The following is a 15407-nucleotide window of genomic DNA, read 5'->3' as shown; positions in this document are numbered from 1 at the left end:
TACTTTAAGTAACAAAAAAGCCATTTCTTAATAAGAAATGGCTTTTTTATTTCTAAAAATTATAAACAATGTCTTAGTAATTTATAATATTGCGGAAATTTTCTGACTAGGTTTCTACAAATTCCACTAAAACAGACGGAGAACCAAATCCGCTGAAATCTATAGTAAATTTGTAAGTCCCTGTTTCGGCCGGAGTAAAACGAAAGTTTTCATCTGTTGATTCACAATCAGCGCTAACAGTGTTTCCAACAGCTACAATTTGGTCTCTGGTATTACGATATCCACAATTGAATCCGGGCGTCCAATCAGCGTCAGCAAATTTAAAGTCATAGGGCTGGCCATCGGCAATTAATTCTATATTTGTGGAATATGTATTATTCGCAATTTCAACTAACTTGTATTTTTCATCCGCTTCCCACCAAGAAAAAACACCTCTTAAGTATAATCCGCTATAATCCTTTTCTTGAATAAAGGTTTCGATAGCTGTACTAGCACAGCCACTCAACAGGCTACTTAGTGCTAAAAATGTGGCCGCTTTTAAATTTATCATACCAATATGGCCCTTTTAACCCAATACAGAAATGTCTGCACAGCACAAAAATAATGCTCTCAACCTAGATAGAAGGTTTAAACGATTTATTTTAGTTGCTTCATCTTCTGCCATCACCATAACGGTTTCAAAGAAGTCATCTATTGGCTCCTTTAATTCAGCAAGTGTTGTTAGCGTATTTTTATAATCCGATTGTTCTAGTAGTGGCTTTATACGTTCTTCAACACTGGTTAAAGCTTTTGATAAGGCAATTTCTGCTGGTTCTATTAATAAGTTGTTTTGCAGTGCAGTGACTTCGCTAATTGGGTTTTTAGCTAATATATTAGCCACTCTTTTGTTTGCCGCGGCTAAAGCCTCTGCTGATTCCAATGAATTAAAAGACTTAACTGCTTCGATTCGAGCTGCAAAATCTGCTGGGCGAGTGGGTCGGTTAATTGCAACCGATTGTACAACTTCTGCACCAACGCCTTGTTCTGCATACCAAGCTTTAAAACGAGCTAATACAAAATCAGTTACTTTAGCATTTAACTCTTTAGATTCAATTTTGTCAGCGAATGTGGCAATGGAAGCTTCAACCAAGTCGATTAAATCTAAGTTTAAAGATTTTTCTACTATGATACGTAATATACCAATAGAAGCTCTTCTTAAGGCAAAAGGGTCCTTGTCTCCCTTGGGTGTTTGTCCGATACCAAAAATGCCTACGAGGGTGTCAATTTTATCGGCCAGGGCTACACAAATACTAACTTCAGAATTAGGTAGTTCATCACCGGCAAAACGAGGTTTGTACTGTTCGTTTTGGGCGAGAGCAACAGCTTCAGATTCACCATCTATACGCGCATAGTGCATGCCCATAACACCTTGAACATCAGGAAACTCCATTACCATATTGGTCATAAGGTCTGTTTTACATAACAAGCCAGCGCGGTATGCTGCTTGTTCATCTGCACCAAGCATAGAGGCGATTTCTTTGGCCATCAAAGCTATACGTTCAGATTTTTCGAATACCGTACCCAGTTGCTTTTGGAACAAGATCGTTTTTAGGCTTTCTAAACGTGATTCCAAAGTTTTCTTTTTATCGGTATTAAAGAAAAATTCAGCGTCAGCTAATCTAGGTCTAATGACTTTTTCATTGCCACTAATAATAGCTTGAGGCTCTTTACTCTCGATGTTGGTGATAAAAACAAAACGAGACTTAAGTTGTCCGTTTTCATCTAGCAATGGAAAATACTTTTGGTCATCTTTCATTGTGTAGATTAACGCTTCTTTAGGAACTGCAAGGAAGGACTCTTCAAAACTTGCTGTTAACGCTATTGGCCATTCAACGAGGGATGTTACTTCTTCTAATAAATCGTCGTTTATGTCGGCAGTTGCATTTTCTTTGGTAGCGGCAGCTTCAATTTGATTAAGTATTTTAGCTTTACGAACATCATGCTTTGCAATCACAAAATGACGCTCTAACTCTGCAAGGTAGTTATCAGCTTTAGTTAACTCAAAAGGTTGGTCGGAGTGAAATCTGTGACCTTTAATTAGCCTTGATGAAGTAACGCCTAATACGCTGCCTTCAATTAACTCATCACCGAATAAAATAGTGACTGTATGAATTGGACGAATAAATTGTGTGCTTTTTGCCCCCCAGCGCATGGGCTTAGGTATTGGTAACGCTTTTAAGGCTTTTTCCACCAAAGGTGCTAAAAGATCTTTAACCGCTTGGCCTTTAACCTCTGCCTTATAAAGTAGCCATTCACCTTTATCGGTTTTTAACCGGCTAGCTTCGGCTACGTCAATTCCATTTCCTCTAGCCCAGCCTTGTGCTGCTTTTGTCGCTTGGCCATCTTGGTCAAATGCTGCGCTAACCGCAGGGCCACGCTTTTCGACTATTTTATCAGCTTGGTATTCAGACAAACCTTCAACCATTACGGCTAATCTTCTTGGCGACGCATACCAATTTACCGAACTGAATGACAAGTCGTTGTCGCTAAACTGACTGTCAATATTATCTCTAAAGGCAGTTGCTAATTTAGCCAGTGATTTTGGTGGTAATTCTTCTGTGCCAATCTCAACTAATAAATTTTCTATTCTCATGGCTACAGCTCCTTCTTACACATTGGAAAGCCAAGGGATTCTCGCGCTTCGAAATAAGTTTGAGCAACGGCTTTGGAAAGTGTTCTTACTCGTAGAATATAACGCTGACGTTCGGTTACAGATATTGCATGTCTAGCATCTAATAGATTAAATGCATGAGATGCTTTCATAACTTGTTCGTAAGCCGGTAATGGAAGATTCTGTTCAATTAGGTGTTGACTGTCTTTTTCACATTGATCAAAAGTTGCAAATAATGCTTTTACGTCAGCATGTTCAAAATTGTAAGCTGATTGCTCAACTTCATTTTGATGAAATACATCCCCATAAGTAACTTTACCCATAGGCCCATCTGTCCAAACAAGATCGTAAATACTATCAACTCCTTGGATGTACATAGCTAAACGTTCTAGCCCGTAAGTAATCTCACCGGTTACAGGTGAACATTCTAAACCGCCAACTTGTTGAAAGTAGGTAAACTGAGTAACTTCCATTCCGTTTAACCATACTTCCCAACCAAGCCCCCATGCGCCTAACGTAGGTGACTCCCAATTGTCTTCTACAAATCTAATGTCATGAACTAAAGGATCAAAACCTAATTCTTTTAGAGAGCCTAAATACAGCTCTTGTATGTTGTCAGGAGAAGGTTTTAACATTACTTGAAACTGGTAATAATGTTGTAGTCGATTTGGATTTTCTCCATATCGACCATCTGTGGGTCTTCTGCAAGGTTGGACGTATGCACTACTAATTGGCTCAGGGCCTATTGACCTTAAAAATGTCATAGGGTGGAATGTGCCTGCACCTACTTCCATATCAAGGGGTTGAATGATTACGCAGCCTTGGCGTGCCCAGTAATCTTGGAGCGCCAATATTAGGCCTTGAAATGTCTTACAATCAAACTTCTGCATCGTCCTGCCATTAATAAATAAAATTCAAAAAAACGTCCGCAAGTATACCTTTTGTAAACGCTTGTATGTAGGCTTAAGCACAATTAATAGTGCATTTAAATACTTAATGGACGGAATTAATGGGAAATATTCGCAGTAGTTGGGTTGGCAAGGACAAAGTTTATCAAGATTATCATGACTAAATACAGGGAAGGGCGGTTATCGAAAGCCAGGAATTGTTTGCTAAACTTTGTTTAGACTGTCAACAAGCTGGGCTAAGTTGGATTACTATTTTTAAAAAGTAATCTAATTATGAACAAGTATTCTCTAATTTTGATCCAGTTAAAATATCCAGATTAAAAGATGAAGAATAGCTAATGCAAAATAAAGGTATTGTAACAAATAAATTGGAAATTCAATCTATAATAAAGAATGCAAAATCTTATTTAGAAATAGAACAAAGAGGGGCAAGCTTTTCTGACTATATTTGACAATTTGTAGATGGAACAACAATCCTAAATGAGTGGCGGGATAGAGCTTCTGTAAAAAGCTTTAGTTTTGAATTGACCTTAATGGCAGACTTAAAATGGGTCGATTTTTTTGCTGTACCATTATTTGTTATGCATTTATGTAAGCCACTGGTACGGTAAATTATCATACAATGATTACTTTTATTATTATAAAGTGCCTGTTAGATAGGAAAGCTTAAATAAAAGAATTAAAAATCTTTTACTGAAAATCGAGTCAATTCAGATATTTCATGTAGTAATTGTGGTCGAAGTTTAGCTTCGAGCATTTCTCTATGGATATCTTGTTTTCGGGTATCTATCTTTGATTGCTCTTTACGAGCTTGGTGTGTGGGGAGATCTCTTATCTCATCATAAAGTTTGTATAGACTAGAATATTGCTTTGCAAAATCAGGTTTATTTAAAAGAGGCAAAGCTTCTAATAAGTGATAAATCCTTATGCAAGCTTCCGACATATCGCATTGTCCTTGATTAGTTGCTTTTGCAATGGTTTGTATGCTTTGACTAATGTCATCGAGTCTTACTTGGGTTTTCTTCCGTCTCGCTAGATTTTGTTTCTTTAGTCTAAATAATAATTGCCCTGCATAAAATGCAAGGCAAACTAATAAAATTACAGCGAGTGATATTAAAGTAATAACCATACTTATTAGTCTTTATAATCATCTATACTAATTGAATCAAAACTATCTGTGAAATCACCTTCGATATTAGGTTCTTGCTCATCAGTTTCTGAATCTTTACCTATACCAAGTAATCCACATAAAATTTTATGCCTTGCTAAACTTTTATCAACAAAGCTTTGGTCTTCTTTAGAAACCTTTTTACCAAGATCGAGATTATCCAATAACTGAGCCAATCTAGGATCTTGTTCGATGGCTTCGAGCTCTTGTGCCGGTGAAAAGTGTTTGGCTTTAGGTTTAGGAGCTTTTTTAGCTGAGTTATTATCTGCAAATAAATCAATAGGCTTTTTACTTCCGTGACGGGGATCTTTTAATGTTTTTGTTGCATTAGGGCCATTTGAGATTACAGCTTCACTGTTTCGATTGCCAGCTGGTTTACCCTTATGTTTTTTTACGCGTTTCTCAGCAGGTTTGCGAATGTTTGAAGATATTTTGGGTGCACCTATCTGGCCTACCTTACGTGACTTTTTCTTTCTAGGCATTATTTTACCAACCTGACTATATAGAGCGATATTAGGCCGTGATTCTACATTAGTTTTGAGATGAAGACTGAATTTTTGGTAGAAAAAAAGCGATAGCCTAAACTATCGCTTTTTCGTAGATAAGAGTGTCAGCAGACACTTCTCCCAAGGTTTGCTCGTCCTAAACAATTATTCCTTTCTATCTTCACTTTAAATTCTTATTAACGAAGATAAATTTTGATCATCCTGATGCTTTATTATTCGTCCGTGTCTTATTTCTCAAAGACATCAGTATCTAAGGTCAATTGTTATTGCCTTAGCTCTTCCTTGACAAGCTTATTGCTTGTATTTCCATGTTGTTTTAATCGCAGAAAAGAATACATTATTAACAATTTTTTACAACTTATTTACAAGAATTGCAGGTAAATATTTAAGTTCTGGTAAAAATATTGCACGCTATTGTTAGTGCGTGAAAATCAACCTTCAAAAAAACGAATTAGTGTAAGCCTGCTACGTAATTTGATAATATTTCAATATCCTCATCTGTCATCTTTTTAGCGATATCGCCCATCATGCCATTTAAAGAGTTAGCCCTATCTCCAGACCTAAAAGCTTTAAGTTGAGACTTAATATAATCGGCATGTTGGCCACTTATATCTGGAAATCCAGAAAGACTCGTGCCATTCCCTCTAGGCCCATGGCAAGCAATACAAGCTGTAATACCTCTTTCTAAATCTCCACCAGAATATAACTTAGAACCGAGTTCAACCGCATCTTCGGGTGTTTCACCGTCAGTACCAGTTTGGCTGGAAAAGTAAGCTGAGATATCTAATATATCTTGTTCTGATAACGCAGCTGCCATACCGTTCATGACAGCGTTATTACGACCTTCTTTACCGCCCGTTTGACTGGCTAACTTAAAGTCATTTAATTGTTTTACTAGATAATTAGTATGTTGCCCTGCTAGTTTTGGGTTCATGCTAATTAAACTATTGCCGTCGGCACCATGACATGCACCACAGGCTACTGATTTGGCTTTACCTTTTTCGGCATCACCTTGAGCAATTGCGGTAGTACTAAATCCCATAAATAAACAAACTAGTAGGCCTATATTTTTCATTTTTATCTCGTTAAGCATTTGATTAGCTGATTAATCCTTAGTTTATAACTGGTTATTTTACACATTTACACGACGAGTAAAATATATTCGTGACATAAGTTGAGTTTTATCTATTTTTTTACAGGAAAAATCATAGTTAAAATGGATTTTTGGTAAATTTTGTACATTCCTCAAATCTTCTTTGTTATTAATCGTCCGCGCTTTTTAAATGCAGACAGGTATATAATAACGACAATATAATTTTGGGCGGAGTGTTTTACCGCTGGTTAGGAGTTTTTGTGAGTCATTACAGTCAAGTTAAATTTAGTATTAGCGCACCCGATATATCGCACTTAGGAGCAGATGAAGGTATTGAGATTGCTTTTGCTGGAAGATCAAATGCAGGTAAATCCAGTGCATTGAATAAATTAACTAGGCAAAAAAGCCTAGCAAGAACAAGTAAAACACCAGGTAGAACGCAACTAATCAATGTATTTGAGTTGGACGAAGGTCGCAGGCTTGTGGATTTGCCAGGTTATGGTTTTGCTCAAGTTCCATTAGCTGTAAAGAAAAAGTGGCAAAAATCTTTAGGTGAATACCTACAAAAACGAGAAAGTATTAAGGGGCTTGTTGTCTTAATGGATATTCGCCATCCCTTTAAGGACTTAGATCAAGAATTAATTCATTGGGCTGTGGCAGCCGATCTACCTGTTTTAGCCCTATTAACAAAAGCGGATAAATTAAAATCGGGGAAACGTAAGGCACAGGTATTAATGGCGAGAGAGGCTGCGATGGCTTTTTGTGGAGATGTAACAGTAGAAGCTTTCTCTTCTTCGAATGGTATTGGTTTAGAGCATCTACAACAAAAGCTGGATTTTTGGTTTGGTATACCTAGAGATTAAATTTTTTATAAAAAAAGCCCTAAATAAAGATTTAGGGCAAAGCACTTTGAGAAACACATAAAAACCACAAGTACAGACAAGGTATTTTCAGATTTGTTCCCAAGTTAATAAATCTTTTTTTAATCAGCAAAAAAAAGCCCTACCATAAGGTAGGGCAAAACACATAGAGACACACAAAAACTGATAGTAAGAGTATCAGTAATTTATAAAGTTCAAATTTAATTTAATTTTTTTAAGATAAAAAAAACCTCGGCAAATGCCGAGGTTTAAGCAAAGGTTAGATAAATCTTACCTCTGTACCCTACATCTTTAAGTTTAATTGATTACTCGCATATAAGCCAAGTCGTTTTGTAATTTAATTACAATAAATTCATAGGATTTTATATTTCATAATGCTAATTTTAAAAAACGTAAAACTAGTGGGCTTCGTCCCAGTTATCTCCACTGCCAATTTCTACTATTAGTGGAATATCTAAGCTAACTGCTTGTTCCATCAAAGAGGTGATAATTTTTTGATATTCCTCTAGTTTTTGTTCTTTTATTTCAAAAACAAGTTCGTCATGTACCTGCATTATCATCCTGATACCGTCATTTTCTATACTTTCAATCCAATCATCTACTGCCAACATGGCCTTCTTTATAATATCTGCAGCGGTACCTTGCATAGGAGCGTTAATGGCAGCTCTTTCTGCTGCTTTTCTGCGCATACCATTACTGGCGTTTATTTCTGGCAGATATAATCTGCGGTCAAATACAGTAGAAACATAGCCTTTTTCTTTAGCTAAAACCCGTGTGTCTTCCATGTAAGTCAGTACCGCTGGGTATCGTTCAAAATATAAATCCATATATTTTTGTGCGTCATGGCGAGGGATATTAAGTTGTCGAGATAACCCAAAAGCAGACATGCCATAAATTAAGCCAAAATTAATAGCCTTAGCGTTTCTTCTTTGTTCTACAGATACTTGGTCCAAGGGGGTATCAAAAACTTCTGACGCTGTCGCAGTATGAATGTCTTTGCCGGCAGAAAACGCCTCAAGCAATCCGCTATCACCAGATAGGTGAGCCATGATGCGTAATTCGATTTGAGAATAGTCCGCCGCGACTACTTTGTAGCCGTCTCTGGCGATAAAGGCTTGCCTTACTCGTCTGCCTTCTTCAGTACGAATTGGGATATTTTGTAAATTTGGCTCAGTAGAGGATAATCGACCGGTAGCAGCAATGGCTTGATGATAGGAGGTATGCACACGGCCAGTGCGCATGTTTATCATCTTAGGAAGTTTGTCAGTGTAGGTGTTTTTTAATTTACTTAATCCCCTATATTCCATCAATATTTTAGGCAATGGATAATTTAATGCCAGTTCTTGCAATACTTCTTCAGCTGTTGAAGGGGCTCCTTTTGGCGTTTTCTTTAACACCGGTAAATCCATTTTAGTATATAGGATTTCTTGTAATTGCTTGGGGGAGCTTAAATTGAACTCTTGCTCGGCTAATTCATGAGCTTCTTTTTCTAAGGTCATGATCCTAGCTGCTAAATCTTGGCTTTGTTGGCCTAGTTGTTGGCTGTCGATTAACACCCCAAACTGCTCCATTTTGGCTAACACACCAGAAAGAGGCATTTCGATTTCTTCAAATACCTTAGCTAAATTAGGTTCAGATTGTAATTTTTTCCAAATAACATTGTGCAACTTAAGGGTGATATCTGCATCTTCAGCGGCGTAAGGTGTGGCTTCTTCAAGAGTAATTTGATTGAAAGTTAACTGCTTAGCCCCTTTACCAGCCACATCTTCAAAAGGAATGGTATCTACACCTAGGTAAGTGTTAGCTAGGCTATCCATATTGTGTTTGGTAGCGATACTATTTAAAACATATGACTCGAGCATAGTATCGAAAGCTACACCTTGAAGATTGATGTCATAGTTGGCTAATACATTTTTATCGTATTTTAGGTGTTGGCCAATTTTCTTAATTTTGGCATTTTCTAGAATGGGCTTTAACTTATTCAGAACCTCATTCCTATCCAGTTGCTCTGGCGCATCTAAGTAATCATGACCGAATGGTAAATAAGCAGCTTCGTTTTCAGCAACCGAAAAGGAAACGCCTACTATTTCTGCATCCATATAATTTAAGCTGGTTGTTTCGGTGTCAAAAGCAAATAATTCAGCTGATTGAAGTTTTGTTAACCAGTTGTCGAATTCTTTTTCTGTAAGAATGCATTCATAATTTGCCTTACTAGCTTCTGCTTTGACGGATTGTGCTTCATTGGTTGAAGGTTGACTTGTTCCAGCATTTTTCTCTGCATCTGCTACTAAACGTTTTAATTCAAATTGCTTACCAAGCTCAATTAATCGTTCAGTATCTTGTGGTGATGCAGCTAGATCTTGAACTTGTATGGGCAGTTCAACATTTAATTTTATTGTGGCTAATTCGTATGAAAGTGGAAGTTGATCTAACGCGTCACGTAGATGTTCACCTATTTTACCTTTTACACTGCCGGCATTAGCAATAACCTGATTGAGTGTTTTGTGTTCTGTTAACCATTTTACTGCTGTTTTAGGTCCACACTTATTTACGCCTGGAATATTATCTACCTTGTCCCCCATAAGTGCTAAGTAATCGATAATTTGATCTGGTTTAACCCCAAACTTTTCCAACACTCCGGCTTCATCAAGTTCTACGTTAGTCATAGTATTAATCAAACGTACATGAGGAGTGACTAACTGAGCCATGTCTTTATCGCCGGTAGATATGATTGTTTCAATACCTAGTTGTGATGCTTGATGGGCATACGTGCCAATAACGTCATCGGCCTCAACCCCTTCAATTACTAATAAAGGTAAACCCATAGCTTTGATTATATTATGCAATGGCTCTATTTGAGTTCTTAAATCATCCGGCATTGGTGGGCGGTTAGCTTTGTATTCTGGATACAAGTCATTTCTAAATGTTTTACCTTTTGCATCAAACACCACTACTACATTCCCAGTAGGGTAATCTTTTTGTAAGCTCTTAATCATATTAAGGACACCGGTAATTGCACCAGTTGGTTGTCCATAAGAAGTGGATAAGGCTTGTAAATAGGGTACATGGTAAGCTCTAAACAAATAAGAAGAACCGTCCACTAATATTAAAGGGGTGGCTGTGGTTAAGTTTGCTTGGTTTGTCATAGTAAAAGCTCAGTAAAATTTAATAGATGATGGTTAAATTACAGAATGCCACAAGTGTTATTCTGCTTCTAATTAATAATGATTAAAATCTGTGGATAACTAAGTAGATAAAAGCTGATTTTATCATTAATGATAATCAATTTTATGAAATATATAATTAAGATAAATGTTAATTAAAACATATGTTTACGGTTTAAATTTTAATATGAAGAAAAGTGGAGTATTGGTAAAATTAAAATGTGGATAACATTTTTGTAAGCTAATATACAGAGCTATAAAAGGACGTAAAAGATACACGCTTCTTTGCTTAGTTAATAGTTATTTTTTAAAATATTTAAGGCCCATTTAACCATAGATAAAATCAAAATATTATAAGCCTTTATTTATGCACTCTATAGGGTAGTTAAGAATCAATTTATAAATATAAAACTATTTATTGTATGTAAGCGCTAACAAACACATAAAGAAAGTTAAATAATTTAATTATCTCTTTTTATTTAGCGCTTAGCGGATAATAATTAAGTGGAATGAAACCAATACATTCGCAATCAAATCCAATAACCAAAATGAGTCTAAGTTAAAACATGCAATATCGTACTATTATTCGAATTTTAGGGTTACTTATTGCTTTACTTAGCGTCACTATGATCCCTCCTGCTATTGTTTCTGTTATTTATGAAGATGGGAGCGGTTTACCTTTTTTATTAGCTTTTGTGTTATGTCTCGCTACGGGATTGATAATCTGGTACCCAAATAGACGTTATAGATTTGATTTGAGAGCAAAGGAAGGTTTTCTAATTGTTGTGTTATTTTGGACTGTGCTTGGTTGTTTTGGGGCTTTACCATTTCTATTGCTTGAACAACCGAATATGTCCGCAACAGACGCATTCTTTGAATCTTTTTCTGGTTTGACCACAACTGGAGCTACCGTAATTGAAGGCATTGACTACCTTCCAAAGGCAATACAATTTTACCGACAGCAATTGCAATGGCTTGGTGGTATGGGGATTATTGTTTTAGCTGTGGCTATTCTACCCATACTAGGGGTAGGTGGCATGCAACTATATCGAGCAGAAACGCCTGGTCCAGTTAAAGATTCGAAAATGACACCAAGAATAGCCGATACGGCTAAACATCTTTGGTACATATACTTGTCACTTACAACTGCTTGTACTATCGCTTATTGGGCTGTAGGTATGAATTGGTTCGATGCTATTTGTCACGCTTTTTCAACTATTGCAATTGGCGGGTTTAGCAACTATGACGCTAGTCTTGGTCACTTTGATAGTGTTGGTGTCAACATTGTTTGCGTGGTGTTTTTGTGGATAGCTGCACTCAATTTTGCTCTACATTATGCGGCTGCTAGCGGGCGGTCTCTGAAGGGCTATATTTATGATCCCGAATTAAAAACATTCTTTTTTATTCAAGTAACACTCGTATTAATTTGTTTTTTTGTTTTGATGAAATATGAGTGGTTTGATTCAGCAGGTGTGGCGTTTGACCAAGCGTTGATTCAGGCTGTTTCTATTAGTACTACTGCTGGTTTTGCCACTACGGACTTTTCCAGTTGGCCAGTTTTCCTGCCTATAATGCTAATTTTTTCAAGTTTTATAGGTGGCTGTGCTGGATCAACTGGTGGCGGTTTAAAGGTCATTCGTGTCTTATTGTTGTTTGTGCAGGGGAATAGAGAAGTAAATAGGCTTATTCATCCTAAAGCTATTTATTCTGTAAAATTAGGAGAAAGGGCGTTGCCTGATAGAGTAGTGGAAGCGGTTTGGGGCTTCTTTTCTGCATACGCTATGGTATTTGTCATTATTATGGTTTGCCTAATTGGGACTGGAATGGATGATGTAACTGCCTTTACCGCTACAGCTGCCACTTTAAATAACTTAGGTCCAGGTTTAGGGGACGTGGCTGGCACATACGCTAGTGTAAGTGATAGTGGGAAGTGGTTGTTAATATTAGGAATGTTATTCGGTCGATTAGAGGTGTTTTCTTTGCTGGTACTATTTTCTCCAACATTTTGGCGTAGTTAACTTATATTCACTAATACGAAATTAGGCCCGATAACTAGGTAAGCTACCGGGCCTTAATCGTTGTTTTAAACTATTATTCACCCAATAAAGACTCTTTAGTAATCAGTGTAATGCTATCCAATAAATTACGTACATGAGGTTCTAAAGTTTCATTTTCTAAAGCCAGCTTTTTATATTTATTGAATGATGAAGTGTGTGACTCGATTCTTTTTCCCATCACTCTCCAAGCTTCTTGTTTAGCTGACATTGGCCATGATTCTAACTCAATTTTATGAGACTCTAACTGACTCGAAAACATATTAATAGCTGTTTGAAACATACCTTTATGCTTATCATCGGCTGCTAATGCAGCTTCTCCAGTAGCAAAAGCAGAAATCATAGTGGCAGCATTTTTAAGGGAATTGTAATAGTCTTTAAGTGCATCTTCATCATATTCATCGATATTGAAGTTCTGGTTTCTGTCTCTGCTAACCGTATGTTTAACTTCAACAGGCGGAGCAACATATACAGGTGTTGCTTTAGGCGCTGGGATGACACTCGCACCGTTTGTGGCTTCAGGCATTTTATCGTCTTCACCGCCAATTGTTAGTCTTCCGCCTTTGCCTAGACCACCTTTAACTTGTTGAGCCTTATAATTGCGCAATGCTTTCACCATTTGATTAAACGAATCAGCAAATGCAGCTGTAATTATTTTGCCTTCAGGGGTGCTAGAAAATCCTCTTGCTCCACCAGCAACAGGTCCTGCAAATAAACCGCCAAATATATTAAAGTCCCAGTTTCCTGCGCTACCTTGAGCTGCTGAAACCTGAACGCCAGATCGGTTTTCAATTAATAGTAATGTAGTAGACGCCTCATTTTTCTTAAGTCCACCGCCAACTAGAGAGCCTAGTCCGCCTAATAACGCGCCCCCTATAGCCTGTAGACCCTTGGTTCCCTCTGCAGAAAACTGTATCGATGGACTTAACGTGAAATCAGCGGCTACCATTTGGCCGCCACCTATGTTGCTACCAGAGCGTAATTGACCCGACTGCATCAGTTGGCGTTCTCTATTCATTGCAGCCATCACCGCACCACGCTCAACTACAACAAAACAATTGGATTGTTGTATCATTAACCTAACGACAGGTAGAGTGCTTCCTAACTTAGGATAACGTGAGCGATAGTCACGCCACCAGGTGAGGCTAGTATCTTCAAATATTGATAAGGTGCCTAAGGTTTCATCACACTTTTCTAAACTAGCGTTACTGCCATCAGCGTTTGCGCCTCCAGCCCCACCAGTTACGGTATTACCTTCTGTGTCACCCATTTTAGGGGCTGTCGACATACAGCCAGCGATCATTGTTGTGAGCAATGTCATGGCTACGAGTTTTTTGAATTTGCTGCGAATTAAGCTAGAGCCGTCAAGGCCTTTCTTCGTATAGAACATAGATTGATGCATGGTATGCTTCCTTGATGTAATCGTTTTTTGAATGAAAAATTGCCTGATACGATTAACTTCATTACTATCCAATTTAATTGGTAAAACAGTAAATTCCGTTTTGTATATAACTGCTAGGCTGGAGCAAACTTTATCAACTTTTTTAGAGTGTGTATATGAATCTCGAATCAAATTCAACCAAAGAAAAATGCACTGGGTTGGAACAGCTTCTCTACATGACCAATAAACTTTTTATCCACTAAAAATAGAATAACATGGTCATTGGGTTCAATTTTTGTGTTGCTATGAGCAATAATTACCTCTTCTGCCCTTACTATTGCGCCAATAGTTGTTCCTGGTGGAAGTTTTATTTCGCGAATTTCTTTGCCTACAACTTTTGAAGTGTTTTGATCACCATGAGCGATTGCCTCAATTGCTTCAGCTGCTCCTCGTCTTAGTGAGTAAACGTTTACTATGTCCCCACGCCTTACGTGAGTAAGTAAGGCTGAAATGGTGGCTTGTTGTGGCGAGAAGGCTATATCTATTTCTCCTCCTTGAACAAGGTCAACGTAGGCACCTCTTTGAATAAGTACCATGGCTTTCTGTGCGCCTAGACGTTTAGCCAACATGGCAGACATAATATTGGCTTCGTCATCATTAGTTACCGCTATAAATGCATCAACTTGTTCGACATTTTCTTCGGTTAACAATTCGTGATCAGATGCATCTCCAGAGAACACTATGGTTTTGTCTAGGTGGGCAGACAAATATTTGGCCCGAGCTGGGCTATATTCAATCAATTTTACGTTGTGGTTGTGCTCGAGTAGCTTAGCTAACCCTGCGCCAATCAGACCTCCACCAGCAATCATGATTCGTTTGTAACTAGATTCTAATTTTTGTAATTCACTCATTACCGCACGAATATGCTTAGTTGCAGCGATAAAAAATACTTCGTCATCGGCTTCAATAATGGTGGTGCCCAACGGGCGAATAGGTTTTCCTCGTCGATAAATCGCTGCAACTCGTGTATCTACATTAGGAATATGCTCTTTTATGGTGGATAAAGCGTGGCCTACTAATAATCCACCATAATATGCTTTTACCGCCACTAAGCTGGCTTTACCGTCAGCAAATTCAACCACTTGTAGTGCGCCTGGGTAGTCGATTAAACGTTTTATAGCTTGAGTAACTAGTTGTTCCGGAGCAATTAAATGGTCAACAGGTACATCTTGATGTTTGAAAAGTTGTTCTTGATAGATTATGTATTGTTCTGACCTCACTCGAGCAATTTTAGTCGGGGTTTTAAATAGGCTATAGGCAACCTGACAAGCCATCATATTGCTTTCGTCACTGTTGGTTACCGCAATTAACATGTCTGCGTCCTCTGCACCGGCTTTTTTTAGTACATCTGGATGAGAACCCATCCCAGCCACAACCTGTAAATCCAAACGATCTTGTAGCTGTCTTAACTTTTCGTGATCAGAATCTATGATGGTGATTTCATTTTTTTCACCTACCAAGTTTTCGGCTAATGTCGCGCCTACTTGGCCAGCACCTAGAATTATTATTTTCATGTGTTTGTTTGGGTCTTAAAACCTAGTT

The 15407-nt window shown here is 37.7% G+C and carries 11 protein-coding genes and 1 pseudogene; 3 read left to right on the top strand and 9 right to left on the bottom strand.

Going from position 1 to position 15407, the window contains the following annotated elements; genetic code table 11:
• Nucleotides 1–106 precede the first annotated feature (106 nt).
• From L0668_RS03685 to glyQ, 3 genes are read right to left on the bottom strand one after another with little or no spacing between them, the layout of a single operon-like run.
• Complete coding sequence (locus L0668_RS03685; protein WP_235310728.1) at nt 107–550, bottom strand: early set domain-containing protein; 444 nt, start codon at nt 548–550, stop codon at nt 107–109.
• Nucleotides 551–565: 15 nt separating this feature from the next.
• A complete protein-coding gene (gene glyS / locus L0668_RS03680) occupies nt 566–2632 on the bottom strand; it encodes a glycine--tRNA ligase subunit beta (protein WP_235310727.1) in 2067 nt (688 codons plus the stop codon).
• A 2-nt stretch (nt 2633–2634) separates the two neighbouring features.
• Nucleotides 2635–3540: a glycine--tRNA ligase subunit alpha gene (gene glyQ, locus L0668_RS03675; RefSeq protein ID WP_235310726.1), complete on the bottom strand. Its 906-nt coding sequence runs from the start codon at nt 3538–3540 to the stop codon at nt 2635–2637.
• Nucleotides 3541–3755: 215 nt separating this feature from the next.
• On the opposite strand from glyQ, the pseudogene L0668_RS20845 reads away from it, so the two are divergent.
• Nucleotides 3756–4010: pseudogene (locus tag L0668_RS20845) on the top strand (DNA-3-methyladenine glycosylase I).
• A 227-nt stretch (nt 4011–4237) separates the two neighbouring features.
• On the opposite strand, the gene L0668_RS03665 reads toward L0668_RS20845, so the two are convergent.
• From L0668_RS03665 to L0668_RS03655, 3 genes are all read right to left on the bottom strand, one after another.
• Nucleotides 4238–4687 (bottom strand): DUF2489 domain-containing protein, encoded by a 450-nt coding sequence (locus L0668_RS03665; protein ID WP_235310725.1) that lies wholly within the window; start codon nt 4685–4687, stop codon nt 4238–4240.
• 5 nt (nt 4688–4692) lie between these two features.
• Complete coding sequence (gene yihI / locus L0668_RS03660; protein ID WP_235310724.1) at nt 4693–5208, bottom strand: Der GTPase-activating protein YihI; 516 nt, start codon at nt 5206–5208, stop codon at nt 4693–4695.
• Between the two features lie 475 nt (nt 5209–5683).
• Nucleotides 5684–6307 (bottom strand): c-type cytochrome, encoded by a 624-nt coding sequence (locus L0668_RS03655; RefSeq protein ID WP_235310723.1) that lies wholly within the window; start codon nt 6305–6307, stop codon nt 5684–5686.
• A 278-nt stretch (nt 6308–6585) separates the two neighbouring features.
• On the opposite strand from L0668_RS03655, the gene yihA reads away from it, so the two are divergent.
• Nucleotides 6586–7188 carry a ribosome biogenesis GTP-binding protein YihA/YsxC gene (gene yihA, locus L0668_RS03650; RefSeq protein WP_235310722.1) on the top strand — a complete coding sequence of 201 codons (603 nt, stop codon included), beginning with the start codon at nt 6586–6588 and terminating at the stop codon, nt 7186–7188.
• A gap of 416 nt (nt 7189–7604) precedes the next feature.
• On the opposite strand, the gene polA is transcribed toward yihA, so the two are convergent.
• Complete coding sequence (gene polA, locus L0668_RS03645; RefSeq protein ID WP_235310721.1) at nt 7605–10352, bottom strand: DNA polymerase I; 2748 nt, start codon at nt 10350–10352, stop codon at nt 7605–7607.
• Between the two features lie 584 nt (nt 10353–10936).
• Between polA and L0668_RS03640 the strand changes: the two genes are divergently transcribed.
• Nucleotides 10937–12388 carry a TrkH family potassium uptake protein gene (locus tag L0668_RS03640; protein WP_235310720.1) on the top strand — a complete coding sequence of 484 codons (1452 nt, stop codon included), beginning with the start codon at nt 10937–10939 and terminating at the stop codon, nt 12386–12388.
• Between the two features lie 73 nt (nt 12389–12461).
• On the opposite strand, the gene L0668_RS03635 is transcribed toward L0668_RS03640, so the two are convergent.
• Nucleotides 12462–13826, bottom strand: a complete 1365-nt coding sequence (locus tag L0668_RS03635) for a CsgG/HfaB family protein (protein ID WP_235310719.1) — start codon at nt 13824–13826, stop codon at nt 12462–12464.
• A 173-nt stretch (nt 13827–13999) separates the two neighbouring features.
• The gene (gene trkA, locus L0668_RS03630) at nt 14000–15379 is read right to left on the bottom strand and encodes a Trk system potassium transporter TrkA (RefSeq protein ID WP_235310718.1); all 1380 of its coding nucleotides are present in this window, start codon (nt 15377–15379) and stop codon (nt 14000–14002) included.
• Between the last annotated feature and the right edge of the window lie 28 nt (nt 15380–15407).

Source organism: Paraglaciecola algarum (genome assembly GCF_021532655.1).
GTDB lineage: Bacteria > Pseudomonadota > Gammaproteobacteria > Enterobacterales > Alteromonadaceae > Paraglaciecola > Paraglaciecola algarum.
Note: the sequence above shows the minus strand (reverse complement) of the source record. Positions and strands in the feature narration are given on the sequence as shown.